At 57.6% G+C, this 25520-nt stretch carries 25 protein-coding genes; 20 read left to right on the plus strand and 5 right to left on the minus strand.

Annotation, left to right across the window (positions count from 1 at the left end; all coding sequences use genetic code 11):
* Positions 1–34 precede the first annotated feature (34 nt).
* The 7 genes from dapF (at position 35) to corA (ending at position 6756) form a co-directional block, all read left to right on the plus strand.
* Entirely contained in the window at positions 35–859 is an 825-nt protein-coding gene (gene dapF / locus QMN93_RS20295; RefSeq protein ID WP_182383937.1) for a diaminopimelate epimerase, read from the plus strand.
* A complete protein-coding gene (locus QMN93_RS20300; RefSeq protein WP_023309626.1) occupies positions 856–1563 on the plus strand; it encodes a DUF484 domain-containing protein in 708 nt (235 codons plus the stop codon). Before dapF ends, QMN93_RS20300 begins: the two co-directional genes overlap by 4 nt.
* A complete protein-coding gene (gene xerC / locus QMN93_RS20305) occupies positions 1560–2462 on the plus strand; it encodes a tyrosine recombinase XerC (protein WP_064673086.1) in 903 nt (300 codons plus the stop codon). Before QMN93_RS20300 ends, xerC begins: the two co-directional genes overlap by 4 nt.
* Positions 2462–3178 carry a 5-amino-6-(5-phospho-D-ribitylamino)uracil phosphatase YigB gene (yigB, locus tag QMN93_RS20310; protein ID WP_033146900.1) on the plus strand — a complete coding sequence of 239 codons (717 nt, stop codon included), beginning with the start codon at positions 2462–2464 and terminating at the stop codon, positions 3176–3178. The genes xerC and yigB overlap by 1 nt, the downstream gene beginning before the upstream one ends.
* Before the next feature lie 107 nt (positions 3179–3285).
* Positions 3286–5448 carry a DNA helicase II gene (uvrD, locus tag QMN93_RS20315; protein ID WP_033146899.1) on the plus strand — a complete coding sequence of 721 codons (2163 nt, stop codon included), beginning with the start codon at positions 3286–3288 and terminating at the stop codon, positions 5446–5448.
* A 149-nt stretch (positions 5449–5597) separates the two neighbouring features.
* Complete coding sequence (gene ysgD, locus QMN93_RS20320; RefSeq protein ID WP_212743980.1) at positions 5598–5654, plus strand: YsgD/CorL family protein; 57 nt, start codon at positions 5598–5600, stop codon at positions 5652–5654.
* A 151-nt stretch (positions 5655–5805) separates the two neighbouring features.
* Positions 5806–6756, plus strand: a complete 951-nt coding sequence (gene corA / locus QMN93_RS20325; RefSeq protein WP_193140186.1) for a magnesium/cobalt transporter CorA — start codon at positions 5806–5808, stop codon at positions 6754–6756.
* An 83-nt stretch (positions 6757–6839) separates the two neighbouring features.
* Here the strand turns inward: corA and rarD are convergent, their stop codons facing one another.
* Together rarD and yigI are read right to left on the minus strand one after the other, a co-directional pair.
* The gene (rarD, locus tag QMN93_RS20330; protein WP_023309622.1) at positions 6840–7736 is read right to left on the minus strand and encodes an EamA family transporter RarD; all 897 of its coding nucleotides are present in this window, start codon (positions 7734–7736) and stop codon (positions 6840–6842) included.
* 51 nt (positions 7737–7787) lie between these two features.
* On the minus strand, positions 7788–8255 hold the full coding sequence (yigI, locus tag QMN93_RS20335; protein WP_008501538.1) for an acyl-CoA thioesterase YigI: 468 nt from the start codon (positions 8253–8255) through the stop codon (positions 7788–7790).
* A gap of 163 nt (positions 8256–8418) precedes the next feature.
* Between yigI and pldA the strand changes: the two genes are divergently transcribed.
* The 3 genes from pldA to rhtC all read left to right on the plus strand — a co-directional run bounded on the left by pldA (position 8419) and on the right by rhtC (position 11890).
* Entirely contained in the window at positions 8419–9288 is an 870-nt protein-coding gene (gene pldA / locus QMN93_RS20340; protein ID WP_023333803.1) for a phospholipase A, read from the plus strand.
* 90 nt (positions 9289–9378) lie between these two features.
* Positions 9379–11208: an ATP-dependent DNA helicase RecQ gene (gene recQ / locus QMN93_RS20345; protein WP_064673084.1), complete on the plus strand. Its 1830-nt coding sequence runs from the start codon at positions 9379–9381 to the stop codon at positions 11206–11208.
* 61 nt (positions 11209–11269) lie between these two features.
* Entirely contained in the window at positions 11270–11890 is a 621-nt protein-coding gene (gene rhtC, locus QMN93_RS20350) for a threonine export protein RhtC (protein ID WP_025757538.1), read from the plus strand.
* Here rhtC and rhtB read toward each other — a convergent pair.
* Positions 11887–12507 carry a homoserine/homoserine lactone efflux protein gene (gene rhtB / locus QMN93_RS20355; protein ID WP_008501533.1) on the minus strand — a complete coding sequence of 207 codons (621 nt, stop codon included), beginning with the start codon at positions 12505–12507 and terminating at the stop codon, positions 11887–11889. The two genes, rhtC and rhtB, sit on opposite strands and share 4 nt — an antisense overlap.
* A gap of 110 nt (positions 12508–12617) precedes the next feature.
* On the opposite strand from rhtB, the gene pldB reads away from it, so the two are divergent.
* From pldB to QMN93_RS20370, 3 genes are all read left to right on the plus strand, one after another.
* On the plus strand, positions 12618–13610 hold the full coding sequence (gene pldB / locus QMN93_RS20360; protein WP_033146896.1) for a lysophospholipase L2: 993 nt from the start codon (positions 12618–12620) through the stop codon (positions 13608–13610).
* Between the two features lie 31 nt (positions 13611–13641).
* Positions 13642–14442, plus strand: a complete 801-nt coding sequence (gene yigL / locus QMN93_RS20365; RefSeq protein WP_029741831.1) for a sugar/pyridoxal phosphate phosphatase YigL — start codon at positions 13642–13644, stop codon at positions 14440–14442.
* 82 nt (positions 14443–14524) lie between these two features.
* Positions 14525–15424 (plus strand): carboxylate/amino acid/amine transporter, encoded by a 900-nt coding sequence (locus QMN93_RS20370; protein ID WP_033146894.1) that lies wholly within the window; start codon positions 14525–14527, stop codon positions 15422–15424.
* On the opposite strand, the gene metR is transcribed toward QMN93_RS20370, so the two are convergent.
* Positions 15312–16265 (minus strand): HTH-type transcriptional regulator MetR, encoded by a 954-nt coding sequence (gene metR, locus QMN93_RS20375; protein WP_033146893.1) that lies wholly within the window; start codon positions 16263–16265, stop codon positions 15312–15314. The two genes, QMN93_RS20370 and metR, sit on opposite strands and share 113 nt — an antisense overlap.
* A 115-nt stretch (positions 16266–16380) precedes the next feature.
* Here metR and metE point away from each other — a divergent pair, with 115 nt between their 5' ends.
* Entirely contained in the window at positions 16381–18642 is a 2262-nt protein-coding gene (gene metE, locus QMN93_RS20380) for a 5-methyltetrahydropteroyltriglutamate--homocysteine S-methyltransferase (RefSeq protein WP_182382898.1), read from the plus strand.
* Positions 18643–18688: 46 nt separating this feature from the next.
* Here the strand turns inward: metE and QMN93_RS20385 are convergent, their stop codons facing one another.
* Positions 18689–19495, minus strand: coding sequence for a dienelactone hydrolase family protein (locus tag QMN93_RS20385; RefSeq protein WP_023333795.1), 807 nt, complete (start codon positions 19493–19495; stop codon positions 18689–18691).
* 255 nt (positions 19496–19750) lie between these two features.
* On the opposite strand from QMN93_RS20385, the gene udp reads away from it, so the two are divergent.
* The 6 genes from udp to tatA all read left to right on the plus strand — a co-directional run bounded on the left by udp (position 19751) and on the right by tatA (position 25518).
* On the plus strand, positions 19751–20512 hold the full coding sequence (gene udp, locus QMN93_RS20390) for a uridine phosphorylase (protein ID WP_003860792.1): 762 nt from the start codon (positions 19751–19753) through the stop codon (positions 20510–20512).
* Positions 20513–20651: 139 nt separating this feature from the next.
* The gene (gene rmuC, locus QMN93_RS20395; protein WP_182382899.1) at positions 20652–22109 is read left to right on the plus strand and encodes a DNA recombination protein RmuC; all 1458 of its coding nucleotides are present in this window, start codon (positions 20652–20654) and stop codon (positions 22107–22109) included.
* A 66-nt stretch (positions 22110–22175) separates the two neighbouring features.
* Positions 22176–22931, plus strand: a complete 756-nt coding sequence (ubiE, locus tag QMN93_RS20400; protein ID WP_023309612.1) for a bifunctional demethylmenaquinone methyltransferase/2-methoxy-6-polyprenyl-1,4-benzoquinol methylase UbiE — start codon at positions 22176–22178, stop codon at positions 22929–22931.
* 13 nt (positions 22932–22944) lie between these two features.
* Complete coding sequence (gene ubiJ, locus QMN93_RS20405; protein WP_182382900.1) at positions 22945–23550, plus strand: ubiquinone biosynthesis protein UbiJ; 606 nt, start codon at positions 22945–22947, stop codon at positions 23548–23550.
* The gene (gene ubiB / locus QMN93_RS20410; RefSeq protein WP_029741825.1) at positions 23547–25187 is read left to right on the plus strand and encodes a ubiquinone biosynthesis regulatory protein kinase UbiB; all 1641 of its coding nucleotides are present in this window, start codon (positions 23547–23549) and stop codon (positions 25185–25187) included. The genes ubiJ and ubiB overlap by 4 nt, the downstream gene beginning before the upstream one ends.
* Positions 25188–25263: 76 nt before the next feature.
* Positions 25264–25518, plus strand: coding sequence for a Sec-independent protein translocase subunit TatA (gene tatA / locus QMN93_RS20415; RefSeq protein WP_024908000.1), 255 nt, complete (start codon positions 25264–25266; stop codon positions 25516–25518).
* The last annotated feature ends 2 nt before the right edge of the window (positions 25519–25520 follow it).

The raw sequence follows: 25520 nt of genomic DNA on the forward strand, positions 1-25520 counted from the left end.
GACAACGTTCTGTACCCGCGCAATGGAGCAAATGATGCAGTTCTCTAAAATGCATGGCCTTGGCAACGATTTTATGGTCGTCGACGCGGTAACGCAGAATGTGTTTTTCTCCCCGGAACTGATCCGTCGCCTGGCGGATCGGCATCTGGGCGTGGGGTTCGATCAGCTGCTGGTGGTCGAGCCACCGTACGATCCCGACCTCGATTTCCACTACCGTATTTTTAACGCGGACGGCAGCGAAGTTAACCAGTGCGGCAACGGCGCGCGCTGTTTTGCCCGCTTTGTCCGCCTGAAAGGGCTGACCAACAAGCGTGATATTCGCGTCAGCACGGCCAATGGCCGCATGGTGCTCAGCGTCACCGATGATGAGCTGGTGCGCGTGAACATGGGCGAGCCTAACTTCGAGCCCTCCGTCGTGCCGTTTCGCGCAAACAAAGCGGAAAAGACCTATATTATGCGTGCGGCCGAGCAGACAGTATTGTGCGGCGTCGTCTCAATGGGTAACCCACACTGCGTGGTTCAGGTTGATGATGTGGAAACCGCCGCGGTTGAAACGCTCGGCCCGGTTCTGGAAAGCCATGAACGTTTTCCGGAGCGCGCGAACATCGGCTTTATGCAGGTGGTGAAGCGCGAGCACATTCGCCTGCGGGTTTACGAGCGCGGCGCGGGCGAGACTCAGGCCTGCGGAAGCGGTGCCTGTGCTGCGGTGGCCGTGGGCATCTCCCAGGGGTTACTGGCTGAAGAGGTTCGCGTGGAGTTACCGGGCGGTCGGCTTGATATCGCCTGGAAAGGACCGGGTCATCCACTGTATATGACTGGCCCGGCGGCACATGTCTATGACGGGTTTATCCATCTATGAAACAACCAGGGGAAGAACTGCAGGAAACAGTGACGGAACTGGACGACAGAGCTGTTGTTGATTATCTGCTGCGCAATCCTGAGTTTTTTATTCGTAATGCACGCGTCGTCGAAGAGATGCGCGTGCCGCATCCGGTTCGCGGGACCGTGTCGCTGGTCGAATGGCACATGGCGCGCTCGCGCAACCACATCAATCAGCTAGAAGAGAACATGACGCTGCTGATGGAGCAGGCCAGCACCAACGAAAGCCTGTTCTATCGTCTGCTGCATCTGCAGGCGCGTCTGGCGTCGGCGCACAGTCTTGACGAGTTCCTCAGCCGCTTCCACCGCTGGGCTCGCGAGCTGGGGCTGGCGGGCGCAACGATTCGCCTTTTCCCTGATCGCTGGCGCATTGGCGCACCGTCGGGGTTCACCCATCTGGCGCTCAGCCGTCAGGCGTTTGAACCGCTGCGCATTCAGCGTCTGGGCCATGAGCACCACTATCTGGGGCCGCTGAACGGGCCTGAGCTACTGGTGGTGTTACCGGAAGCCAAAGCGATTGGCTCGGTGGCGATGTCGCTGATGGGGCGCGATGGCGATCTGGGAGTCATGTTATTTACCAGCCGCGATGCGCATCACTATGAGCAGGGGCAAGCCACGCACCTGCTGCAGGAGATCGCCCTGATGCTGCCCGAGCTGCTGGAGCGCTGGATTGAGCGCGTATGATGGACGGACTGCTCGCCACTGACGTCTCGCGCTTTCTGCGCTATTTGGGCGTGGAGCGTCAGCTTAGCCCCATTACCCTGCTCAACTACCAGCGTCAGCTTGATGCCATCATGCAGATCGCCGACGACATCGGCCTGAAAAGCTGGCAACAATGTGACGCTGCGACGGTACGCGGGTTCGTCGTGCGTAGCCGTAAAAAAAATCTCAGCCCGGCGAGCCTGGCGCTCAGGCTCTCAGCGCTTCGCAGTTTCTTCGACTGGCTGGTCAGCCAGGGGGGCTTAAAAGCCAACCCGGCAAAGGGAATCGCCACGCCGAAAGCGCCGCGCCATCTGCCTAAAAATATCGACGTCGACGACGTAAACCGCCTGCTGGATATCGACCTTAACGATCCGCTCGCCGTGCGCGACCGCGCGATGCTGGAGGTGATGTACGGTGCCGGGCTGCGTCTGTCCGAGCTGGTTAATCTTGATATCAAACACCTCGATCTGGAGTCCGGTGAAGTGTGGGTAATGGGTAAGGGCAGCAAAGAGCGCCGCCTGCCGATTGGCCGCAATGCGGTTTCCTGGATTGAGCACTGGCTTGACCTGCGCGGGCTGTTTGGCAGCGAAGAGGATGCGCTGTTCCTGTCGAAGCTCGGCAAACGGATCTCGGCGCGTAACGTCCAGAAGCGCTTTGCGGAGTGGGGCATTAAGCAGGGGCTGAACAGCCACGTTCACCCGCACAAGCTGCGCCACTCCTTTGCGACACACATGCTTGAGTCGAGCGGCGATCTGCGCGGCGTGCAGGAACTGCTTGGCCACGCGAACCTGTCGACCACACAAATTTATACCCACTTAGACTTCCAACACCTTGCCTCGGTGTATGACGCGGCGCATCCACGCGCCAAACGGGGGAAATAATGCGTTTTTACCGCCCACTTGGTCAGATCTCAGCCCTGACGTTTGACCTTGATGACACCCTTTACGACAACCGCGAGGTGATCCTGCGTACCGAGCAGGAGTCGCTGGCGTTTGTGCAGAACTACCATCCCGCGCTGAAAGCGATACAGAACAAGGACTTTCAGAAGCTCCGTCAGTCCCTGCGGGAAACCGAGCCGGACATTTACCACGACGTGACCGAATGGCGTCGTCGTGCGGTTGAGCAGGCGATGCTCAATGCTGGCCTGAGCGCGCAGGACGCGGCCATCGGTGCCGAAGCGGCCATGGAAAACTTTGCCAAATGGCGCAGCCGTATCGACGTGCCGCAGGAGACTCACGACACGCTGGCGAAGCTTGCCGAAAAGTGGCCGCTGGTGGCCATCACCAACGGCAATGCCCAGCCCGAGCTGTTTGGCCTCAGCGATTACTTTGAATTTGTGCTGCGCGCGGGCCCGCACGGGCGCGCGAAGCCGTTTAATGATATGTACCATCTGGCGGCGGATAAGCTTAACCTGCCGCTGGGTAACATTCTGCACGTGGGGGATGACCTGACCACGGACGTGGCCGGTGCTATTCGCTGCGGGATGCAGGCCTGCTGGATCAAGCCGGAAAATGCGGAGCTGATGACCGCAACCGACAGCCGTCTTCTGCCGCACGTGGAAATTTCAAGGTTGGCATCCCTCACGACGCTGATATAATCACCAGTAATATTGTATAAATTACCAGGGGTTTGCAGTTGTAGGCCCGGTAAGCGAAGCGCCACCGGGCGCTTCGCTGTGTTCCTGAATACTATGTGACGGTGCCAATGGACGTTTCTTACCTGCTCGACAGCCTTAATGACAAACAGCGTGATGCGGTTGCCGCCTCACGCACCAACATGCTGGTGCTGGCTGGGGCGGGCAGTGGTAAGACGCGCGTGCTGGTTCACCGTATCGCCTGGCTGCAGAGCGTGGAGAACTGCTCCCCGTACTCCATCATGGCGGTGACGTTCACCAACAAGGCGGCAGCAGAGATGCGCCACCGTATCGCCCAACTGATGGGCACCAGCCAGGGCGGCATGTGGGTTGGCACCTTCCACGGCCTGGCGCACCGCTTGCTGCGCGCGCACCATATGGACGCCAACCTGCCGCAGGATTTCCAGATCCTCGACAGCGAAGACCAGCTCCGCTTGCTGAAGCGCCTGATCAAGGCGATGAACCTCGACGAGAAGCAGTGGCCGCCGCGTCAGGCGATGTGGTACATCAACGGCCAGAAGGACGAAGGGCTGCGCCCGCACCACATTCAGAGCTTCGGCAACCCGGTCGAGCAGACCTGGCAGAACGTTTACAAGGCCTACCAGGAAGCGTGCGATCGCGCTGGCCTGGTGGATTTTGCCGAGCTGCTGCTGCGCGCTCACGAGCTGTGGCTGAACAAACCGCACATCCTGCAGCACTACCGTGAACGCTTCACCAATATCCTGGTGGACGAGTTTCAGGATACCAACAACATCCAGTACGCGTGGATCCGCCTGCTGGCCGGTGATACCGGCAAGGTGATGATCGTGGGCGATGATGACCAGTCGATCTACGGCTGGCGCGGGGCGCAGGTGGAAAACATTCAGCGCTTCCTCAACGATTTCCCCGGCGCGGAAACCATCCGTCTGGAGCAGAACTACCGTTCAACCAGCAACATCCTGAGCGCGGCCAACGCCCTGATTGAAAACAACAACGGGCGTCTGGGTAAAAAGCTGTGGACCGACGGCGTCGACGGCGAACCGATTTCGATTTACTGCGCCTTCAACGAGCTCGACGAAGCCCGCTTCGTGGTGAACCGCATCAAAACCTGGCAGGACAACGGCGGCGCGCTGGAGCAGTGCGCCATTCTCTACCGCAGCAACGCCCAGTCGCGCGTGCTGGAAGAGGCGCTGCTGCAGGTGAGCATGCCGTACCGCATTTATGGCGGCATGCGATTCTTCGAACGTCAGGAAATCAAAGATGCGCTGTCGTATCTGCGCCTCATTGCGAACCGCAACGACGACGCGGCGTTTGAACGCGTGGTCAATACGCCGACCCGCGGGATTGGCGACCGCACGCTGGACGTCGTGCGTCAGGCCTCGCGCGATCGCCAGCTGACGCTGTGGCAGGCGTGCCGCGAGCTGCTGCAGGAAAAAGCGCTCGCCGGACGTGCCGCCAGCGCATTACAGCGCTTCCTAGAGCTGATTGACGCCCTGGCGCAGGAAACGGCCGATATGCCGCTGCACGTGCAGACCGACCGGGTGATTAAAGACTCCGGCCTGCGAACCATGTACGAGCAGGAGAAAGGCGAGAAGGGCCAGACCCGTATTGAGAACTTAGAGGAACTGGTCACGGCAACGCGCCAGTTCAGCTACAACGAAGAAGACGAAGACCTGATGCCGCTGCAGGCGTTCCTCTCCCACGCCGCGCTGGAAGCGGGTGAAGGGCAGGCGGACACCTGGCAGGATGCGGTTCAGCTGATGACCCTGCACTCCGCCAAAGGCCTGGAGTTCCCGCAGGTGTTTATTGTCGGGATGGAAGAGGGGATGTTCCCGAGCCAGATGTCGCTGGATGAAGGCGGACGTCTGGAAGAGGAGCGTCGTCTGGCCTACGTGGGCGTGACGCGCGCGATGCAAAAGCTGACGCTAACCTACGCCGAAACCCGCCGCCTGTACGGCAAAGAGGTTTATCACCGTCCATCGCGCTTTATCGGCGAACTGCCGGAGGAGTGCGTGGAAGAGGTGCGTCTGCGGGCGAGCATCAGCCGTCCGGTCAGCCATCAGCGCATGGGCTCGCCGATTGCGGAAACCGACACCGGCTACAAGCTGGGCCAGCGCGTGCGCCATTCGAAGTTTGGCGAAGGCACCATTGTGAATCTGGAAGGCAGCGGCGAGCACAGCCGCCTGCAGGTGGCGTTCCAGGGGCAGGGGATCAAATGGCTGGTGGCGGCCTATGCGAAGCTGGAAACAGTCTAACATTCAGAAAAATATCATTATTTTGTAATAATCTGCTAGCCTTATACAGCGAAGGTCAATTAATGCCCTTCAGCGTTCCGTTGCGTGTTGACGCCATAGTTATAGCTGGCGTAACATGCGCGCACGATTACGCTAAGAGGACATTCGCCTTGGACACACCCAGTAGATACTGGCTCAATTCCCTGTCATCCAGGAACAACTCCTAAGGCTATCTCCTCTTGCTGATGGCCTTAGTGGTTGTCAGCGACCTGCATTATTCCCGTCGCGCTGAGTCAGGCTGTTTAATGGTCTGAAACCCAATTTGTTTCTGTGTGCCCACCGAACTGTCCGATATTTTTTGCATTGGGAGTCCCGGTCATGTTGAGCGCATTTCAACTCGAAAATAACCGACTGACTCGGCTTGAAGCCGAAGAGTCACAGCCCCTCATTGATGCCGTATGGGTGGATCTGGTCGAGCCGGACGACGATGAACGCTTTCGCGTACAATCTGAACTGGGGCAAAGCCTGGCAACCCGCCCGGAACTGGAAGACATCGAAGCATCCGCGCGTTTTTTTGAAGACGAAGACGGTCTGCATATTCACTCCTTCTTCTTCTTTGAAGATGCGGAAGACCACGCGGGTAACTCCACCGTGGCGTTTACCATTCGCGACGGCCGTCTGTTTACCCTGCGCGAGCGCGAGCTGCCGGCATTCCGCCTCTACCGCATGCGCGCCCGCAGCCAGGCAATGGTGGACGGTAACGCTTACGAGCTGCTGCTCGATCTGTTCGAGACCAAAATTGAACAGCTGGCGGACGAAATTGAAAACATCTACAGCGATCTGGAAAAGCTGAGCCGCGTGATCATGGAAGGCCATCAGGGCGATGAGTACGACGAAGCGCTCTCCACGCTGGCAGAGCTGGAAGATATCGGCTGGAAGGTGCGCTTGTGTCTGATGGATACCCAGCGCGCGCTGAACTTCCTGGTGCGCAAGGCGCGTCTGCCGGGCGGTCAGCTGGAGCAGGCGCGGGAGATTTTACGAGATATCGAATCCCTGCTGCCGCACAACGAATCTCTGTTCCAGAAGGTGAACTTCCTGATGCAGGCGGCGATGGGCTTTATCAACATCGAGCAGAACCGCATCATCAAGATCTTCTCGGTGGTGTCCGTGGTGTTCCTGCCGCCGACGCTGGTGGCATCAAGCTACGGGATGAACTTTGAGTTTATGCCGGAACTGAAATGGAGCTTTGGTTACCCGGGGGCGATTATCTTCATGATCCTCGCGGGGCTGGCGCCGTATCTCTATTTCAAACGCAGGAACTGGCTGTAAAAATCTGGCGGGTGGCGCTGCGCTTACCCGCCCTACGATCGAATTCCCTCTCCCTGTGGGAGAGGGTTAGGGTGAGGGCAACATCACAGCCCTTTGCGCACCCTGCGCTGGGTATAAATCGCATCGGCAACGAAAATCGCCAGCGCCACCCAGATAAAGGCGAACGTCACCATCTTATCCGCCCCCGGCACCTCGCCGTAAAACACCACCGCCAGCAGGAACATCAGCGTCGGGCCAATGTACTGGAAGAAGCCCAGCGTGGAGAGACGCAGGCGCGTCGCGGCACCGGTGAAGCACAGCAGTGGAATGGTGGTCACCACGCCCGCCGCCATCAGCATCAGGTTCAGCGACCACGGGTTGCTGCCCATATGGCTGGTGGCGCTGTCGGCGATGCCGAAGAGATAAATCGCCGCCACGGGCAGCAGCCACAGGGTTTCAAACAGCATCCCCGTCTGCGCTTCCACCGCAATCTTCTTACGCACCAGGCCGTAGAACGCAAAGCTGAACGCCAGGCCGAGGGCAATAATCGGCAGCGAGCCGAAGGTCCAGAGCTGCACCAGTACGCCGCAGAAGGCCAGAATCACCGCCACCCACTGCATCCGGCGGAAGCGCTCACCGAGGAAAATCATCCCCAGCACGATATTCACCAGCGGGTTAATGAAGTACCCCAGGCTCGCTTCGAGCATGTGATGGTTATTCACCGCCCAGATAAACAGCAGCCAGTTGCCGCCAATCAGCACGGCTGAGAGCGCCAGCAGGAAAATCTTTTTCGGGGTTTGCAGCAGCGTTTTGACGCCCGACCACTGACGGCTGAGGCTCATCAGCGCAATCATAAAGAAGAATGACCAGATCACGCGGTGAGTCAGGATCTCATCGGCCGGAACGTAGGCGATAAGCTTGAAATACGCCGGGGCGATACCCCAAATAAAATAAGCGGCAAGGGCGAGTAAAACGCCCTGCCGCGTCTGTTTAGCATCCATCGGGAAAATCCGTTACAAAAAAGTGAATTAATTTTACCCGATTTTGCCGCCTCAACCCACCATATAAGTGGCGGTTGCGCTGGCGATATATACCTGCTCTTCGTTGTGTAATTCAACGCGTGCCACGGCAACTTTATTTCCCGCGCGCAGTAGGCTGCTGGTACAGGTAAAGCGATTTCCGCGCCCCGGGCGAAGATAGTCGACGCGCAAATCAATGGTGCCCATGCGCGCCAGACGCTGGCGGAGTTCGTCTTCGTTGATGGTGTCATGGCGGGTCAGCGTGCTGCCCACGCAGACCAGACCTGCCGCCACGTCCAGCGCGGAGGCAATCACGCCGCCGTGCAAAATACTTTGCGCCCAGTTACCCACCATCATCGGCTGGTTGTTGAAGCTCAGCTGGGCAAAATCTTTCTCGTAACGCTCCAGCTCCAGTCCCAGCGCGCGGTTAAACGGCATATGGTAAACAAAAATCTCGCCCACGAGTTTTAACACTTCTTCGGCGGTAAGCATGGCTGACATGAGGCATCACATCCTTATTGTTAACGAAATGTTGATTTTATGCCTCAGCAACAAGGAATTCCACTTTCAGAAACGAGGATGCAGCAGTTGTCGCAGAAGTCTGTAGAATGTTCGCCACATAACTATTCAGCTAATTTTACTCTTTTGCAGGAGAACACCACCGATGCGGACGTATCTGGCCTGGTTACTGGCGGCGGTTGCGCTGCCCCTCACAGCATATGCGCAGGAAGCGACGATCAAAGAGGTGCATGATAAACCTGCCGTTCACGGTAGCATTATCGCGAACCTTCTTCAGGAGCATGACAATCCGTTCACGCTCTATCCGTATGACACCAACTACGTGATTTACACCCAGACCAGCGATCTTAACAAAGAGGCGATAAGCTCCTATAACTGGTCTGATAATGCGCGTAAAGATGAGGTGAAGTTCCAGCTCAGCCTGGCGTTCCCGTTCTGGCGCGGTATTCTGGGGCCGAACTCGGTGCTCGGGGCGTCTTACACGCAGAAATCCTGGTGGCAGCTCTCTAACAGCGGAGAGTCCTCGCCGTTCCGTGAAACCAACTATGAGCCGCAGCTGTTCCTCGGTTTTGCAACGGATTATGAGTTTGCGGGCTGGACGCTGCGTGACGTCGAAGTGGGCTTTAACCACGATTCCAACGGTCGCTCTGATCCTACCTCGCGCAGTTGGAACCGTGCCTATACGCGTCTGATGGCGCAGAACGGTAACTGGATGGTGGAAGTGAAGCCGTGGTATGTGGTGGGCGAAACCGATGACAACCCGGATATCACCAAATATATGGGCTACTACCAGCTCAAAGTCGGCTATCAGTTGGGTGATGCCGTGCTCAGCGCCAAAGGCCAGTACAACTGGAACACCGGCTACGGCGGTGCGGAAGTGGGCTTAAGCTATCCAATGACGAAGCATGTCCGTATCTATACGCAGGTGTACAGCGGTTACGGCGAGTCGCTTATCGATTACAACTTCAACCAGACCCGCGTCGGCGTGGGCGTGATGCTGAACGATATTCTCTAGGCTGTTCGAATGTTTTTGCGTTAAACGTTGAAGTTTCTCTCTCAGGCGCTGAAAATAGCGCCTGTTTCATTTCTGGCATATGGGGTTAACGTGGCGCAGGCGGAAGTATTGAATCAGGAGTCGCTGGCTAAACAGGTTTTGCATGAAACCTTTGGCTACCAGCAGTTCCGCCCCGGCCAGGAAACCATCATTGAAACGGTGCTGGAAGGTCGTGATTGCCTGGTGGTGATGCCGACCGGTGGCGGCAAGTCCCTCTGTTATCAGGTGCCCGCGCTGGTGCTTAACGGCCTGACGGTCGTGGTATCCCCCCTTATTTCTCTGATGAAAGACCAGGTTGACCAGCTGCTCGCCAACGGCGTGGCGGCGGCCTGTCTCAACTCGACCCAAACCCGGGAGCAGCAGCAAGAGGTGATGGCCGGTTGTCGTACCGGGCAGATCCGCCTGCTGTATATCGCGCCGGAACGCCTGATGCTGGATAACTTCCTCGATCACCTGGCGCACTGGAACCCGGTCCTGCTGGCGGTGGATGAAGCGCACTGTATTTCCCAGTGGGGGCACGATTTCCGCCCGGAATACGCCGCTCTCGGCCAGCTGCGTCAGCGCTTCCCCGAGCTGCCGTTTATGGCGCTTACCGCCACGGCGGATGACACCACCCGTCTGGACATCGTTCGTCTGCTCGGGCTGAACGACCCCTATATTCAGGTCAGCAGCTTCGACCGCCCTAACATCCGCTATATGCTGATGGAAAAATTCAAGCCGCTGGATCAGCTCCTGCGCTACGTCCAGGAGCAGCGCGGCAAGTCCGGCATCATCTACTGTAACAGCCGTGCGAAGGTGGAAGACACCGCCGCGCGTCTGCAAAACCGCGGCTTTAGCGCCGCCGCCTATCACGCCGGATTAGAGAACCACATCCGCGCCGACGTGCAGGAGAAATTCCAGCGTGACGACCTGCAGATCGTGGTCGCAACGGTGGCGTTTGGGATGGGGATCAACAAGCCCAACGTGCGCTTTGTGGTGCACTTCGACATCCCGCGCAATATCGAATCCTACTATCAGGAAACCGGCCGCGCCGGGCGTGACGGTCTGCCTGCGGAAGCGATGCTGTTTTACGATCCGGCCGATATGGCGTGGCTGCGCCGCTGTCTGGAAGAGAAGCCGCAGGGACAGCTGCAGGATATCGAGCGCCACAAGCTCAACGCGATGGGCGCGTTTGCCGAAGCGCAAACCTGCCGCCGTCTGGTACTGCTCAACTACTTTGGTGAAGGCCGCCAGGAGCCGTGCGGCAACTGCGATATCTGCCTCGATCCGCCGAAACAGTACGATGGCCTGATGGACGCGCGTAAAGCGCTCTCGACCATTTACCGTGTGAATCAACGCTTCGGGATGGGCTACGTGGTTGAGGTGCTGCGCGGCGCCAATAACCAGCGTATCCGCGAAATGGGCCACGACAAGCTGCCGGTCTACGGTATTGGCAAGGAGCAGAGCCACGAACACTGGGTGAGTATCATTCGCCAGCTGATCCACCTCGGCTTCGCCACGCAGAACATTGCCCAGCACTCCGCCCTGCAGCTGACTGAGGCGGCGCGTCCGGTCCTGCGCGGTGACGTTGAACTCAAGCTCGCCGTGCCGCGCGTCATCGCCCTGAAGCCACGCGTGATGCAGAAATCCTACGGCGGCAACTACGACCGCAAGCTGTTCGCCAAACTGCGCAAGCTGCGTAAGGCCATCGCCGACGAAGAAAACATCCCGCCTTACGTGGTGTTCAACGACGCGACGCTGATCGAGATGGCCGAGCAGATGCCGCTCAGCGCCAGCGAAATGCTCAGCGTCAACGGCGTGGGAACGCGCAAGCTGGAGCGCTTCGGTAAAGAGTTTATGGCGCTCATCCGCTCTCACGCCGACGGTGATGATGAGGAGTAGTCAGCCGGGCGAAAAAGTGCCAGGATGATGACTCACTAAATTATTTCCCCGCGAGCTAATTATGTTAATGCTATTTCTCACCGTGGCGTTGGTGCACATCGTTGCGCTGATGAGCCCCGGCCCGGATTTTTTCTTCGTATCACAAACGGCCGTCAGCCGCTCCCGCAAAGAGGCGATGATGGGCGTGCTCGGTATCACCATGGGCGTTATGGTCTGGGCGGCCGTTGCGCTGCTCGGTCTGAACCTTATCCTGGCGAAGATGGCCTGGCTGCATAACATCATTATGGTCGGCGGCGGGCTGTACCTGTGCTGGATGGGCTACCAGATGCTGCGCGGGGCGCTGAAGAAAGAAGAGAAAAAACCGCAAGAGCCGAAGGTGGAGCTGGCTACGGGCGGCCGCAGCTTTGTAAAAGGGCTGCTGACCAATCTGGCGAACCCAAAAGCGATTATCTATTTCGGCTCGGTGTTCTCGCTGTTTGTCGGCGATAGCGTCGGCGCGGGCGCACGCTGGGGCATCTTCCTGCTGATCGTCGTTGAAACCTTTGCCTGGTTTACCATCGTGGCCAGCCTGTTTGCCTTACCGGCGATGCGTCGCGGCTATCAGCGTATCGCGAAGTGGATTGACGGCTTCGCCGGCGCGCTGTTCGCCGGCTTCGGCATTCATCTCATCATTTCTCGCTAAGCATGACGCGCTGACGCAAGCAGCGCGCCAACCAGCATAAACAGCGAACCAAAGACTTTATTCAGGGCCTTCATCTGCTTAGGCCCTTTAATCCATGCCGCAATTCGCTGCGCCAGCGTCGCGTAGCCAATCATCACGATGATATCGACGATAATGGTGGTCGCGCCGAGCACCACGTACTGCATCACCTGCGGCTGATGCGGAACGATAAACTGCGGGAACAGCGCGGCGAGGAAAACGATGCTCTTCGGGTTGGTCAGGTTGACGAACACCGCACGCTTAAACAGATGGCCGCGGTTTTGCGTCTGAGCCAGCGTATTCAGGTTGATGGAGCCTGCCGCGCGCCACTGCTGGATGCCGAGCCAAATCAGATACGCTGCCCCGGCCCATTTCAGCACCTCAAAGGCCAGCACGGAGCGGGAGAACAGGGTCCCCAGACCGATCCCGACCAGCACAATATGAATGCCCAGCCCGGTCTGCAAACCGGCAATCGACGCTGCCGCACCGCGGTAGCCGTGGTTGATGGAGGTGGTCATGGTGTTAATAGCACCCGAACCCGGAGAAAGGCTGAGGATAATGGATGTCAGCAGGTAGGCGAACCACCATTCGAAGGTCATTTGAAACTCCCGAACCGTCTATTTTTATGCCACAATACGCTATTATTGAGTCATTTTGTGACCGGTGACGAAAAAAACGATATTCCCTGGATTACGTGAGTGGAAACCCAATGTTTCAGCAGAAAAAGGACTGGGAAACACGAGAAAACGCTTTTGCTGCTTTCTCTATGGGGCCGCTGACCGATTTCTGGCGGCAGCGTGAGGAAGATGAGTTTACGGGCATCGGGGGCGTCCCGGTGCGTTTCGTTCGTTTCCGAAATGAAAAAAATGACCGGGTGATTGTGGTCTGCCCTGGGCGTATTGAAAGTTACGTTAAATACGCCGAGCTGGCCTATGACCTGGTCCATATGGGGTTCGATGTCCTGATCATCGACCATCGTGGACAGGGGCTGTCCGGACGTATGCTGCCGGACACGCACCGTGGGCACGTCGATCGCTTCAGCGATTACGTCGACGATTTTGCCGCGTTCTGGCAGCAGGACGTTCAGCCCGGCCCCTGGCGCAAGCGGTATATTCTTGCGCACTCCATGGGCGGCGCCATTTCGACGCTGTTTTTGCAGCGTTACGCGCACCAGTGCGACGCCATTGCGCTCACCGCGCCGATGTACGGTATCGTGATCCGTTTTCCTGACTGGATGGTGCGCCATCTTCTTGACTGGGCTGAGGGCCATCAGCGCATTCGTGAAGGTTACGCCATTGGCACAGGACGATGGCGCGCGCTGCCGTTCGCCATCAACGTCTTAACCCACAGCCGGCAGCGTTATCGCCGCAACCTGCGCTTTTATGCCGATGAACCGCGCTTGCGCGTCGGCGGCCCGACCTGGCACTGGGTGCGGGAGGGGATTCTGGCCGGTGAGCAGGTGCTGGCGGGCGTAGGCGATGATGACACGCCGACGCTTCTGATCCAGGCGGAAGAAGAGCGTGTGGTGGATAACCGCATGCATGACCGCTATTGTGAACTGCGCGCTGCAGCCGGTCACCCTTGTGAAGGGGGTAAACCGCTGGTCATTAACGGCGCGTTCCATGAGATCCTTTTTGAAAAGGACGCTATGCGCTCAGTCGCGCTTAACGCCATTGTTGAATTTTTCAACAGGCATAATTGATTCTTGTTTTCCACCAGAGGTTGAAATCCCTATGTACCAGGTTGTTGCATCTGATTTAGATGGCACGCTGCTTTCCCCCGACCACACCCTGTCGCCTTACGCGAAAGAGACCTTAAAACTCCTGACTGCCCGTGGCGTGAACTTTGTGTTCGCCACCGGCCGCCACCACGTGGACGTGGGGCAGATCCGCGATAATCTTGAGATCAAATCGTACATGATCACCTCCAACGGTGCGCGCGTGCATGATACCGACGGCAACCTGATCTTTACCCACAACCTGGATCGCGATATCGCCGCCGATCTGTTCGGCGTGGTGCATAACAACCCGGCTATCGTCACTAACGTTTACCGCGACGACGACTGGTTCATGAACCGCCACCGCCCGGATGAAATGCGTTTCTTCAAGGAAGCGGTATTCAACTACTCCCTCTACGAACCGGGCCTGCTGGAGCCGGAAGGGATCAGCAAGGTGTTCTTCACCTGCGACAGCCACGAAGAGCTGCTCCCGCTGGAACAGGCGATCAACGCCCGCTGGGGCGATCGCGTCAACGTAAGCTTCTCAACCCTGACCTGTCTGGAAGTGATGGCGGGCGGCGTCTCTAAAGGTCACGCGCTGGAAGCGGTTGCGAAACGTCTGGGCTTCGGGCTGAAAGACTGTATCGCCTTCGGTGACGGCATGAACGACGCCGAGATGCTTTCGATGGCGGGCAAGGGTTGCATCATGCAGAACGCGCACCAGCGTCTGAAGGATCTGCACCCTGAGCTGGAAGTGATTGGTTCTAACGCTGACAACGCGGTACCGAAGTATCTGCGCAAACTGTTCCTTGAATAATCTTCATTCGGTTGTTTATTGCTCAGTTGTCAACTAAAGAGTTCGCTACAATGCCTCTCCTTCTTTCTGAGAGACAAGCATTGTGGCGCTACTCATTATCACCACTATCCTGTGGGCCTTCTCCTTTAGCCTGATTGGCGAATACCTTGCCGGTTCGGTCGACAGCTACTTCTCGGTGCTGATGCGCGTGGGGCTGGCGGCGCTGGTGTTCCTGCCGTTTCTGCGCGCGCGCGGGCAATCGCTGAAAACGATTGTGCTGTATATGCTGGTGGGAGCGATGCAGCTCGGCATCATGTATTTGTTCAGCTTCCGGGCCTACGTCTACCTGTCCGTCTCTGAATTCCTGCTCTTTACCGTGCTGACGCCGCTCTATATCACGCTGATTTATGACCTGCTCAGCAGACGCCGTCTGCGCTGGGGATACCTGCTGAGCGCCGCGCTGGCGGTGATCGGCGCGGCGATTATTCGCTATGACAAAGTCAGCGATCACTTCTGGACCGGGCTGATGTTCGTCCAGCTTGCCAACATCAGCTTCGCCATCGGCATGGTGGGCTACAAACGCCTGATGGAAACCCGCCCGATGCCGCAGCATAACGCGTTTGCCTGGTTCTATATGGGCGCCGCGATTGTCGCGGTGGCGGCGTGGTTTATGCTCGGTAATCCGCAAAAGCTGCCGACCACCGCCGTGCAGTGGGGCGTTCTGGTCTGGCTGGGCGTAGTGGCGTCAGGGCTGGGGTACTTCATGTGGAACTACGGCGCTACGCAGGTAGACGCCGGTACGCTGGGGATCATGAACAACGTGCATGTTCCGGCAGGGCTGCTGGTCAACCTCGCCATCTGGCAGCAACAGCCGCACTGGCCGAGCTTCCTTATTGGGGGAGCGGTGATCCTGGCTTCGCTGTGGGTCCATCGCCGATGGGTCGCTCCGCGCTCCGCACAAACGGAAGATGGTCGCACGCGTGGTTCCGCGCTGAGCGAATAAACGCCTCCGTAATCGGCTGACGCTGCTCGCCATCGCGCACGGCAGCGTACAGCCGGCTCCACAGTCCTTCACCCAGGGTTTTGGTCTGCACCAGACCCTGGCGTTCAAAACTCTCCACCACCCAGTGCGGCAGCGCCGCGATACCCATTCTGGCCGCCACCATCTGAATCAGCAGTAGGGTGTTATCCACGCTTTTCAGCTGCGGGCTAATGCCTGCCGGCTGCAGGAAGTGGCGCCAGATATCCAGGCGGCTGCGCTGCACCGGATAAATCAGCAGCGTTTCTGTCGCCAGGTCTTCCGGCGTGACGCGCGTTTTGGCGGCCAGCGGGTGGTCCGGCGCCAGCACCAGGCGCACTTCATAATCAAACATCGGCGAATAGTGCAGGCCGCTGCGCGGCAGGATGTCAGAGGTCATGACCAGATCCAGCTCGCCCTGCTGCAGCGACGGCTGCGGGTCAAAGGTCACACCGGATTTGAAGTCCATCTCCACCTGCGGCCACTTCTGGCGGAAGTTTTCAAGCGCGGGGGTCAGCCACTGAATACAGCTGTGGCACTCAATGGCGATGCGCAGTTTGGTCTGCTGCGGTTCGTTACACGCCTGCAGCGCGCTCGCGATTTGCGGCAGTACCTGATTCGCCAGCTGAAGAAGAATTTCACCCTGCGGCGTAAAGCGTAGCGGCTGGCTCTTACGCACAAAAAGACGGAAGCCGAGGCGTTGTTCCAGATCGCTGAACTGGTGAGAAAGGGCGGACTGGGTCTGGTGCAGCGTGGCCGCAGCCGCCGCGAGCGAACCGCAGTTCCGCAACGCTTGTAGCGTTTTCAGGTGTTTAATCTCGATCATGAAAGTCCTTCACTTCGCCATGAACATATTGCGCTTGAGGAATATACAGTACCTGCCAATTATAGAAGTGTAAACATCTGGACGTCTAAATAACGAATTTCACAAGGGGCACACCATGACAATCCGCAATCACACTCTCGGTTTCCCTCGCGTCGGCCTGCGTCGCGAGCTGAAAAAAGCGCAAGAAAGCTACTGGGCGGGTAATGCCACCCGTGAAGAACTGCTGGCGGCAGGACGCGAGCTGCGCGCCCGCCACTGGGATCAGCAAAAACAGGCGGGCATTGACCTGCTGCCGGTGGGCGATTTCGCCTGGTACGACCATGTTCTGACGACCAGCCTGCTGCTTGGCAACGTGCCGGCTCGTCATCAGAACAAAGATGGATCGGTAGATATCGATACCCTGTTCCGCATCGGCCGTGGCCGCGCGCCGACGGGTGAGCCAGCGGCAGCGGCGGAAATGACCAAGTGGTTTAACACCAACTATCACTATATGGTGCCGGAGTTCGTCAAAGGTCAGCAGTTCAGGCTGGCCTGGACGCAGCTTCTGGACGAAGTGGATGAAGCGCTGGCGCTGGGCCACCAGGTGAAGCCGGTGCTGCTCGGGCCGGTAACGTACCTGTGGCTGGGCAAAGTAAAGGGCGAGCCGTTTGACCGACTCAGCCTGCTGAAAGATATTCTGCCGGTCTACAAACAGGTGCTGAGTGAGCTAGGCAAACGCGGCATTCAGTGGGTGCAAATCGACGAACCTGCGCTGGTACTCGAACTGCCGCAGGCATGGCTCGATGCCTTCAAACCGGCGTATGACGCACTCACCGGTCAGGTAAAATTCCTGCTGACGACCTATTTTGAAGGCGTGACGCCGAACCTGAAGACCATTACCGCGCTGCCGGTCCAGGGCCTGCACGTTGACCTCGTACACGGTAAAGATGATGTGGCGGAGCTGCACAAGCGTTTGCCAGCGGACTGGCTGCTCTCTGCCGGGCTGATCAACGGCCGTAACGTCTGGCGCGCCGATCTCACCGAGAAATACGCACAAATCAAAGACATCGTCGGCAAACGTGAGCTGTGGGTGGCCTCGTCCTGTTCGCTGCTGCACAGCCCGATCGATCTGAACGTGGAGACCCGTCTGGATGCCGAGGTGAAAAGCTGGTTTGCCTTCGCCCTGCAAAAATGTGAAGAGCTGACGCTGCTGCGCGACGCGCTGAACAGCGGCGACACGGCGGCGATTACCGAATGGAGCGCCCCGATCCAGGCGCGTCGTCACTCGGCGCGCGTGCACAACCCGGCGGTGGAAAAACGCCTGGCGGCCATCACCGCTCAGGACAGCCAGCGGCAGAGCCCTTACGAGGTGCGCGCCGAAGCGCAGCGCGCCCGCTTTAATCTGCCTGCGTGGCCGACCACCACAATTGGCTCTTTCCCGCAGACTACGGAGATCCGCGGCCTGCGTCTGGACTTCAAGAAGGGCAACTTGGATGCGAATCACTATCGCACCGGCATCGCCGAACACATCAAGCAGGCGATTATCGAGCAGGAACGCCTGGGGCTGGACGTGCTGGTGCACGGCGAGGCCGAACGTAATGACATGGTGGAATACTTTGGCGAGCACCTGGACGGCTTTGTCTTTACCCAGAACGGCTGGGTGCAGAGCTACGGCTCCCGCTGCGTGAAGCCGCCGGTGGTTATCGGTGACGTCAGCCGCCCGGAAGCGATCACCGTGGAGTGGGCGAAGTATGCCCAGTCCCTGACCGACAAGCCCGTAAAAGGGATGCTCACCGGTCCGGTGACCATTCTCTGCTGGTCGTTCCCGCGTGAAGACGTGACTCGTGAAACCATCGCCAAACAGATCGCCCTGGCGCTGCGTGATGAGGTGGCGGATCTGGAAGCGGCAGGCATTGGCATTATTCAGATTGACGAACCGGCGCTGCGCGAAGGCTTGCCGCTGCGCCGCAGCGACTGGGATGCCTACCTGCAGTGGGGCGTGGAGGCGTTCCGCATCAACGCCGCGGTGGCGAAGGACGACACCCAGATCCACACCCACATGTGTTACTGCGAATTCAACGACATCATGGATTCGATTGCCGCGCTCGATGCCGACGTGATCACCATCGAGACCTCGCGTTCAGACATGGAGCTGCTGGAGTCGTTTGAAGAGTTCGACTACCCGAATGAAATCGGGCCGGGCGTGTACGACATTCACTCCCCGAACGTGCCGAGCGTGGAGTGGATTGAAGCCCTGCTGAAAAAAGCGGCCCAGCGCATTCCGGCAGAGCGCCTGTGGGTGAACCCGGACTGCGGACTGAAAACCCGCGGCTGGCCGGAGACGCGCGCGGCGCTGGCGAACATGGTGAAGGCGGCGCAGAACCTGCGTCAGGCTTGATGATGCGTAGGCCCGGTAAGGCATAGCCGCCACCGGGCTTTTTTTATTACGCTTTCTTACCGCCGTACTGGCTAAACCACGCCAGCATTCTCTGCCAGCCATCTTTGGCTGATTCTGCGTGATAGCTCGGACGATAATCGGCGTTAAACGCGTGCCCGGCATCCGGATACACCACAATCTCCGCCTTCGCATTGGCCGCACGGAGCGCATGGCGCATGGTCTCAACCGAATCCAGCGAAATACCGGTGTCCTGACCGCCGTAAAGTCCTAACACGGGGGCGTTTAGCTCCGTGGCTATATCGACGGGATGTTTCGGCGAATTCAGCGTTTTTTCACCCACCAGTTTGCCGTACCAGGCGACAGCGGCTTTGAGCTGCGGGTTATGCGCGGCATACAGCCAGCTAATGCGTCCACCCCAGCAGAAACCCGTGACCAGCAGACGATGCGGATCGCCGCCGTTGCGCGCCGCCCAGCTGGCGACGTGGTCGAGATCGGCCAGCACCTGCGCGTCCGGGACTTTGCTCACCAGGTTGCTGAGCAATGTTGGAATATCGCTGTAGTCGTTCGGATCGCCCTGACGGAAGTAGAGCTCTGGCGCAACGGCCAGATACCCTTCCAGCGCCAGTCGGCGGCAGAGGTCGCGAATGTGTTCGTGAACACCAAATATCTCCTGAATCACAATCACGATGGGCAGCGGACCGTCTGCCGATTTTGGCCGTGCGTGATAAGCAGGCATATTCTCCCCCTGCGAGGGAATGGAGGTCTCGCCCGCGGTAATTGCCGCTTCTGGCGTCGACACGATGGTTGAAGCATGTGGGGCCGCAGCAGGTGCAAAACCGGTTTTTTCAGTCATGGCATTCTCCGTACCAATGAGTTAGCGCAAAGGTAAATATAGACACCAGGTTAACAACTCACAGTGCCTTAAACGGTCTATCTTTTGTGCAGCACCTGGCGTTATAACTTGTTAATGTGATGTAAATCACTTTTTTATGGAAATTCAATGTAATCATTTTCATTCATGGTGAGGTGTGTCACGAAAATATGCTTACTGCTTCTGTAAAGTACCGTTTTACTTCTTCTGACTAACCGACCCACAGAGGAGTCACCTATGTCTAAGTCTGATGTTTTTCATCTCGGCCTCACCAAAAACGATTTACAAGGGGCTACTCTCGCTATCGTCCCTGGCGATCCTGAGCGTGTGGAAAAGATCGCCGCGCTGATGGATAAGCCGGTCAAGCTGGCTGCCCATCGTGAGTTCACCACCTGGCGCGCAGAGCTGGATGGCAAAGCGGTGATCGTGTGCTCTACCGGTATCGGTGGTCCGTCTACGTCTATTGCTGTTGAAGAGCTGGCACAGCTGGGCATCCGTACTTTCCTGCGTATCGGTACCACCGGCGCTATCCAGCCGCACATCAACGTCGGAGACGTGCTGGTCACGACCGCGTCCGTTCGTCTGGACGGCGCAAGCCTGCACTTTGCACCGATGGAATTCCCGGCAGTGGCTGATTTCGAATGCACCACCGCGCTGGTTGAAGCCGCGAAATCCGTGGGCGCAACCACCCATGTGGGCGTCACCGCCTCTTCCGACACCTTCTACCCGGGCCAGGAGCGTTACGACACCTTCTCAGGCCGCGTGGTTAGCCGTTTCAAAGGCTCAATGGAAGAGTGGCAGTCCATGGGCGTGATGAACTACGAAATGGAATCCGCAACGCTGCTGACCATGTGCGCAAGCCAGGGTCTGCGTGCCGGTATGGTGGCGGGCGTGATCGTCAACCGTACCCAGCAGGAGATCCCGAACGCCGAAACCATGAAGCAGACCGAAAGTCATGCAGTGAAAATCGTGGTGGAAGCAGCGCGTCGCCTGATCTGATCCTCTCTTCTGTAATCAAAGGCCGACGCGTTCGGCCTTTATTTTTTGCGTAGCGCCTCGCAGGAAAACCCTTTCAAACTGGACGTTTATACAGCACAATTCTATTTTGTGCGGGTAATACGTTGATGCAGGGGGCATTGTGGATATCTCGATCCTGATTTACGCGGTGATTGCGCTGGTGGGCTTAGGGATTGGCTGGCTGATTTCCAGCTACCAGCATGCGCAGCAGAAGGCCGACCAGCTGGCCGAGCGAGAAGAGATGGTCGCCGATTTAAGCGCGGCAAAACAGCAGCTTGCTTTGAGCGAACACTGGCGCGACGAGTGCGAACTGCTCAACAACGAGCTGCGTAACCTGCGAGACATTAACACCTCGCTGGAGGCCGATCTCCGCGAAGTCACTACTCGCCTTGAATCCACCCAGCTGCATGCGGAAGACAAAATCCGCCAGATGATCAACAGCGAGCAGCGCCTCAGCGAACAGTTTGAGAACCTCGCCAACCGAATTTTTGAGCACAGCAACCGCCGCGTTGACGAACAGAACCGCCAGAGCCTGAACAGCCTGCTGACGCCGCTGCGCGAACAGCTGGACGGTTTTCGCCGTCAGGTGCAGGACAGCTTTGGTCAGGAAGCCCGCGAGCGGCACACGCTGGCGCATGAGATTCGCAATCTTCAGCAGCTGAATGCGCAAATGGCGCAGGAAGCGGTCAACCTGACCCGCGCGCTGAAAGGGGATAACAAAACCCAGGGCAACTGGGGAGAAGTGGTGCTGACCCGCGTGCTTGAGGCCTCTGGTCTGCGCGAAGGATACGAGTACGAAACGCAGGTGAGTATCGAAAACGATGCCCGCTCGCGTATGCAGCCGGATGTCATCGTGCGGCTGCCGCAGGGTAAAGATGTGGTGATTGACGCCAAAATGACGCTGGTGGCGTATGAACGCTACTTTAATGCGGACGATGACTACACCCGCGAGTCTGCGCTGCAGGAGCACATTGCCTCCGTGCGTAATCATATTCGCCTGCTTGGCAGAAAAGACTACCAGCAGCTGCCGGGTCTGCGCTCGCTGGACTATGTCCTGATGTTCATCCCGGTAGAACCCGCGTTCCTGCTGGCACTCGACAGACAGCCTGAACTTATCACCGAAGCGCTCAAAAATAACATTATGCTGGTCAGCCCCACCACGCTGCTGGTGGCGTTACGCACCATTGCGAACCTGTGGCGCTATGAGCACCAGAGCCGCAACGCGCAGCAGATTGCCGATCGCGCCAGCAAGCTGTACGACAAAATGCGCCTCTTCGTGGACGACATGTCTTCAGTCGGTCAGAGCCTGGATCGTGCGCAGGATAACTACCGCCAGGCGATGAAAAAACTCACCTCCGGACGCGGCAATCTGCTGGCACAGGCTGAATCATTCCGCAGCCTGGGGGTTGAGGTTAAACGCGAGATTAATCCGGAATTGGTCGAACAGGCCACCGCCCAGGACGACGAATTTCGCCTGCGAGAAGGCGCGGACGAACAAAAGACAAACAGTGAAGACAACACGTTAGCGGCGGATTTATCACCAGACGAGACTCCAGCGCGTTTCTTTCGCGGTGGTTGAAACGTAGGGCAAACGCGCCCAATCTGTTACACTTCACGAACATTTTACTGATAAGCAGGCTCTGAGATGGCTGACGATTCACAAGACACAACGCACTTTGGCTTTCAGACTGTCGCCAAAGCGCAGAAAGCTGACATGGTGGCCCACGTATTTCATTCCGTGGCGGCGAAGTACGATGTGATGAATGACCTGATGTCGTTCGGCATTCATCGCTTGTGGAAGCGCTTCACCATTGACTGCAGCGGCGTACGTCGTGGACAAACGGTGCTGGATTTAGCCGGCGGCACGGGCGATTTAACCGCCAAATTCTCCCGTCTGGTGGGCGAAACCGGTCGCGTAGTTCTCGCCGATATTAATGACTCCATGCTGAAAATGGGACGCGAAAAGCTGCGTAACATCGGCGTGGTGGGGAATGTGGAGTATGTGCAGGCAAACGCCGAAGCGCTGCCATTCCCGGACAATACCTTTGACTGCATCACGATCTCTTTCGGTCTGCGTAACGTGACCGATAAAGAAAAAGCGCTGCGCTCTATGTACCGCGTGCTGAAGCCGGGTGGACGTCTGCTGGTGCTCGAGTTCTCTAAACCGATCATTGAGCCGCTGAGCAAAGCCTACGACGCCTATTCCTTCCACGTGCTGCCGCGTATTGGTGAGCTGGTGGCTAACGACGCTGAAAGCTACCGCTATCTGGCGGAGTCTATCCGTATGCACCCGGATCAGGACACATTAAAAGCCATGATGCAGGACGCGGAATTTGAGAACGTTGAATATTTCAACCTGACGGCCGGTGTCGTCGCGCTGCATCGCGGTTACAAATTCTGAGTGGAGGTGTCCCGTGCCCTTTAAACCCTTAGTCTCCGCAGGCGTCGAGAATGTACTGAACGCTTTTCTGTATCGCGCCCCGGCGCTGAAAGCTGCACGTCAGCGGCTTAACGGGAAGGTATTACGCATTGTTTTAAAAGAGTTATCGACGCCGCTTGTGCTGGTATTCAGCGAACGCCAGCTTGACGTTCTGGGGGCGTGGGAAGGTGAGGCCGACTGCTCGGTCATCACGCACATGAGCGTGCTGCCAAAACTGCGCGATCGCCAGCAGTTAACGGCGCTTATCCGCAGCGGTGAGCTGGAAGTGGAGGGCGACATTCAGGTCGTGCAGAACTTCGTTGCGCTCACCGATCTGGCGGAGTTCGATCCGGCGGAGCTGCTCGCGCCTTTTATCGGCGACATTGCCGCCGAAGGCATCGGGAAAATCCTTCATGGTGGCGCCTCCTTTGCGCGTAAAAACCTTCAGCGCCAGCAACGCTATGCGGCGGAAGTGCTGACTGAGGAGTGGCGAATGGCGCCCGGGCCACTGGAAGTTGCATGGTTTGCGGAAGAGACCGCTGCTGTTGAACGTGCAGTTGATGCGTTAACCAAACGGCTGGAAAAACTGGAGGGCAAATGACGCCTGGTGAAATTCGGCGCCTCTATTTTATTATTCGCACCTTTTTGAGCTACGGGCTCGACGAGCTTATCCCCAAAATGCGTATCACGCTGCCGCTTCGTATCTGGCGGCGTATGCTGTTCTGGATGCCCAATCGCCATAAAGGTCAACCGCTGGGTGAGCGTCTGCGCCTGGCGCTGCAGGAGCTCGGTCCGGTTTGGATTAAATTCGGACAGATGCTGTCGACCCGCCGCGATCTCTTCCCGCCTCTGATTGCCGATGAGCTCGCGATGCTGCAGGATCGCGTCGCACCGTTTGACGGCGCGCGCGCGAAAAAGCAAATTGAAGAGGCGATGGGAAATGTCCCCGTCGAGACCTGGTTTGACGATTTCGACATTAAGCCACTGGCATCGGCCTCTATCGCGCAGGTGCACACCGCGCGTCTGAAAGAAAACGGCAAAGAAGTCGTTATTAAAGTCATTCGTCCGGACATCCTGCCAGTCATCAAAGCGGACATGAAGCTGATTTATCGGCTGGCGCGCTGGGTGCCACGCCTGCTGCCGGACGGGCGTCGCCTTCGTCCACTGGAAGTGGTGCGGGAATATGAAAAAACGCTGATTGATGAGCTTAACCTGCTGCGTGAATCGGCGAATGCCATTCAGCTGCGTCGCAACTTTGAAAACAGCCCGATGCTCTATGTACCTGAAGTCTATTCTGACTATTGCAGCCAGAACATGATGGTGATGGAGCGTATCTACGGTATTCCGGTTTCGGATGTGGTCGCCCTGGAGAAACAGGGAACGAACATGAAGCTCCTGGCCGAACGTGGCGTACAGGTCTTCTTTACCCAGGTGTTCCGCGACAGCTTTTTCCATGCGGACATGCATCCGGGCAATATCTTCGTGAGCTACGAACATCCTGAGGATCCGAAGTATATCGGTATCGACTGCGGGATTGTGGGGTCGCTGAACAAAGAAGATAAACGGTATCTGGCTGAGAACTTCATCGCGTTTTTCAACCGCGACTACCGTAAGGTGGCCGAGCTGCACGTCGATTCCGGCTGGGTGCCGCCGGACACCAACGTCGAAGAGTTCGAGTTCGCGATCCGGACCGTTTGTGAACCGATTTTTGAAAAACCGCTGGCGGAAATTTCCTTCGGGCACGTGCTGTTAAACCTGTTCAACACGGCTCGCCGCTTTAATATGGAAGTTCAGCCACAGCTAGTTTTACTCCAGAAAACATTACTTTACGTTGAGGGTGTAGGCCGACAGCTCTATCCTCAGTTAGACTTGTGGAAGACCGCGAAACCTTTCCTTGAATCCTGGATTAAGGATCAGGTTGGCATTCCGGCGCTGGTGCGCTCGCTGAAAGAGAAAGGCCCGTTCTGGATAGAAAAAATGCCTGAAATTCCTGAACTGGTTTATGACAGTTTGCGTCAGAGCAAGAACCTTCAGCACAGCATGGATAAAATCGCCCGCGAACTTCAGTCCAGCCGTGTTCGCCAGGGGCAGTCACGCTATCTCTTTGGGATTGGCGCAACGCTGCTGCTAAGCGGTACGCTGCTGCTGATCAATCGTCCGGACTGGCAGATGATGCCCGCCTGGCTGATGGCTGGCGGGGTGGTAGTCTGGCTAGCAGGCTGGCGAAAAACGCGCTGAGCGTGCGTCGCTATCGACGGGTCGCATACGTATAATGCGGCCTGACTCATTAATCATCTATCCCTGAGGAACATGTATGGGTGGTATCAGTATCTGGCAATTGTTGATCATTGCCGTCATCGTCGTGCTGCTGTTTGGCACCAAAAAGCTCGGTTCTATTGGTTCCGATCTGGGCGCGTCTATCAAAGGCTTCAAGAAAGCGATGAGCGATGATGAGAGCAAGCAGGATAAAACCAGCCAGGACGCTGACTTTACTGCTAAATCCATCGCCGACAAGCAAGAAGAAGCCAAAAAGGAAGACGCTAAACGCCACGATAAAGAGCAGGTGTAAGT

This window comes from Enterobacter sp. R-1.6.2 (assembly GCF_035064085.1).
Lineage (GTDB): Bacteria > Pseudomonadota > Gammaproteobacteria > Enterobacterales > Enterobacteriaceae > Enterobacter > Enterobacter asburiae_B.

Excerpts from the sequence above, each read along its gene's own strand:
- QMN93_RS20385 (WP_023333795.1), bottom strand. The coding sequence starts at position 19,495 with ATGACTGAAAAAACCGGTTTTGCACCTGCTGCGGCCCCACATGCTTCA.
- ubiE (WP_023309612.1), top strand. The coding sequence starts at position 22,176 with ATGGCTGACGATTCACAAGACACAACGCACTTTGGCTTTCAGACTGTC.
- rarD (WP_023309622.1), bottom strand. The coding sequence starts at position 7,736 with ATGGATGCTAAACAGACGCGGCAGGGCGTTTTACTCGCCCTTGCCGCT.
- metE (WP_182382898.1), top strand. The coding sequence starts at position 16,381 with ATGACAATCCGCAATCACACTCTCGGTTTCCCTCGCGTCGGCCTGCGT.
- rhtC (WP_025757538.1), top strand. The coding sequence starts at position 11,270 with ATGTTAATGCTATTTCTCACCGTGGCGTTGGTGCACATCGTTGCGCTG.
- xerC (WP_064673086.1), top strand. The coding sequence starts at position 1,560 with ATGATGGACGGACTGCTCGCCACTGACGTCTCGCGCTTTCTGCGCTAT.
- uvrD (WP_033146899.1), top strand. The coding sequence starts at position 3,286 with ATGGACGTTTCTTACCTGCTCGACAGCCTTAATGACAAACAGCGTGAT.
- udp (WP_003860792.1), top strand. The coding sequence starts at position 19,751 with ATGTCTAAGTCTGATGTTTTTCATCTCGGCCTCACCAAAAACGATTTA.
- corA (WP_193140186.1), top strand. The coding sequence starts at position 5,806 with ATGTTGAGCGCATTTCAACTCGAAAATAACCGACTGACTCGGCTTGAA.
- yigL (WP_029741831.1), top strand. The coding sequence starts at position 13,642 with ATGTACCAGGTTGTTGCATCTGATTTAGATGGCACGCTGCTTTCCCCC.
- QMN93_RS20300 (WP_023309626.1), top strand. The coding sequence starts at position 856 with ATGAAACAACCAGGGGAAGAACTGCAGGAAACAGTGACGGAACTGGAC.
- yigB (WP_033146900.1), top strand. The coding sequence starts at position 2,462 with ATGCGTTTTTACCGCCCACTTGGTCAGATCTCAGCCCTGACGTTTGAC.
- pldB (WP_033146896.1), top strand. The coding sequence starts at position 12,618 with ATGTTTCAGCAGAAAAAGGACTGGGAAACACGAGAAAACGCTTTTGCT.
- dapF (WP_182383937.1), top strand. The coding sequence starts at position 35 with ATGCAGTTCTCTAAAATGCATGGCCTTGGCAACGATTTTATGGTCGTC.
- tatA (WP_024908000.1), top strand. The coding sequence starts at position 25,264 with ATGGGTGGTATCAGTATCTGGCAATTGTTGATCATTGCCGTCATCGTC.
- metR (WP_033146893.1), bottom strand. The coding sequence starts at position 16,265 with ATGATCGAGATTAAACACCTGAAAACGCTACAAGCGTTGCGGAACTGC.
- pldA (WP_023333803.1), top strand. The coding sequence starts at position 8,419 with ATGCGGACGTATCTGGCCTGGTTACTGGCGGCGGTTGCGCTGCCCCTC.
- yigI (WP_008501538.1), bottom strand. The coding sequence starts at position 8,255 with ATGTCAGCCATGCTTACCGCCGAAGAAGTGTTAAAACTCGTGGGCGAG.
- rhtB (WP_008501533.1), bottom strand. The coding sequence starts at position 12,507 with ATGACCTTCGAATGGTGGTTCGCCTACCTGCTGACATCCATTATCCTC.
- ubiB (WP_029741825.1), top strand. The coding sequence starts at position 23,547 with ATGACGCCTGGTGAAATTCGGCGCCTCTATTTTATTATTCGCACCTTT.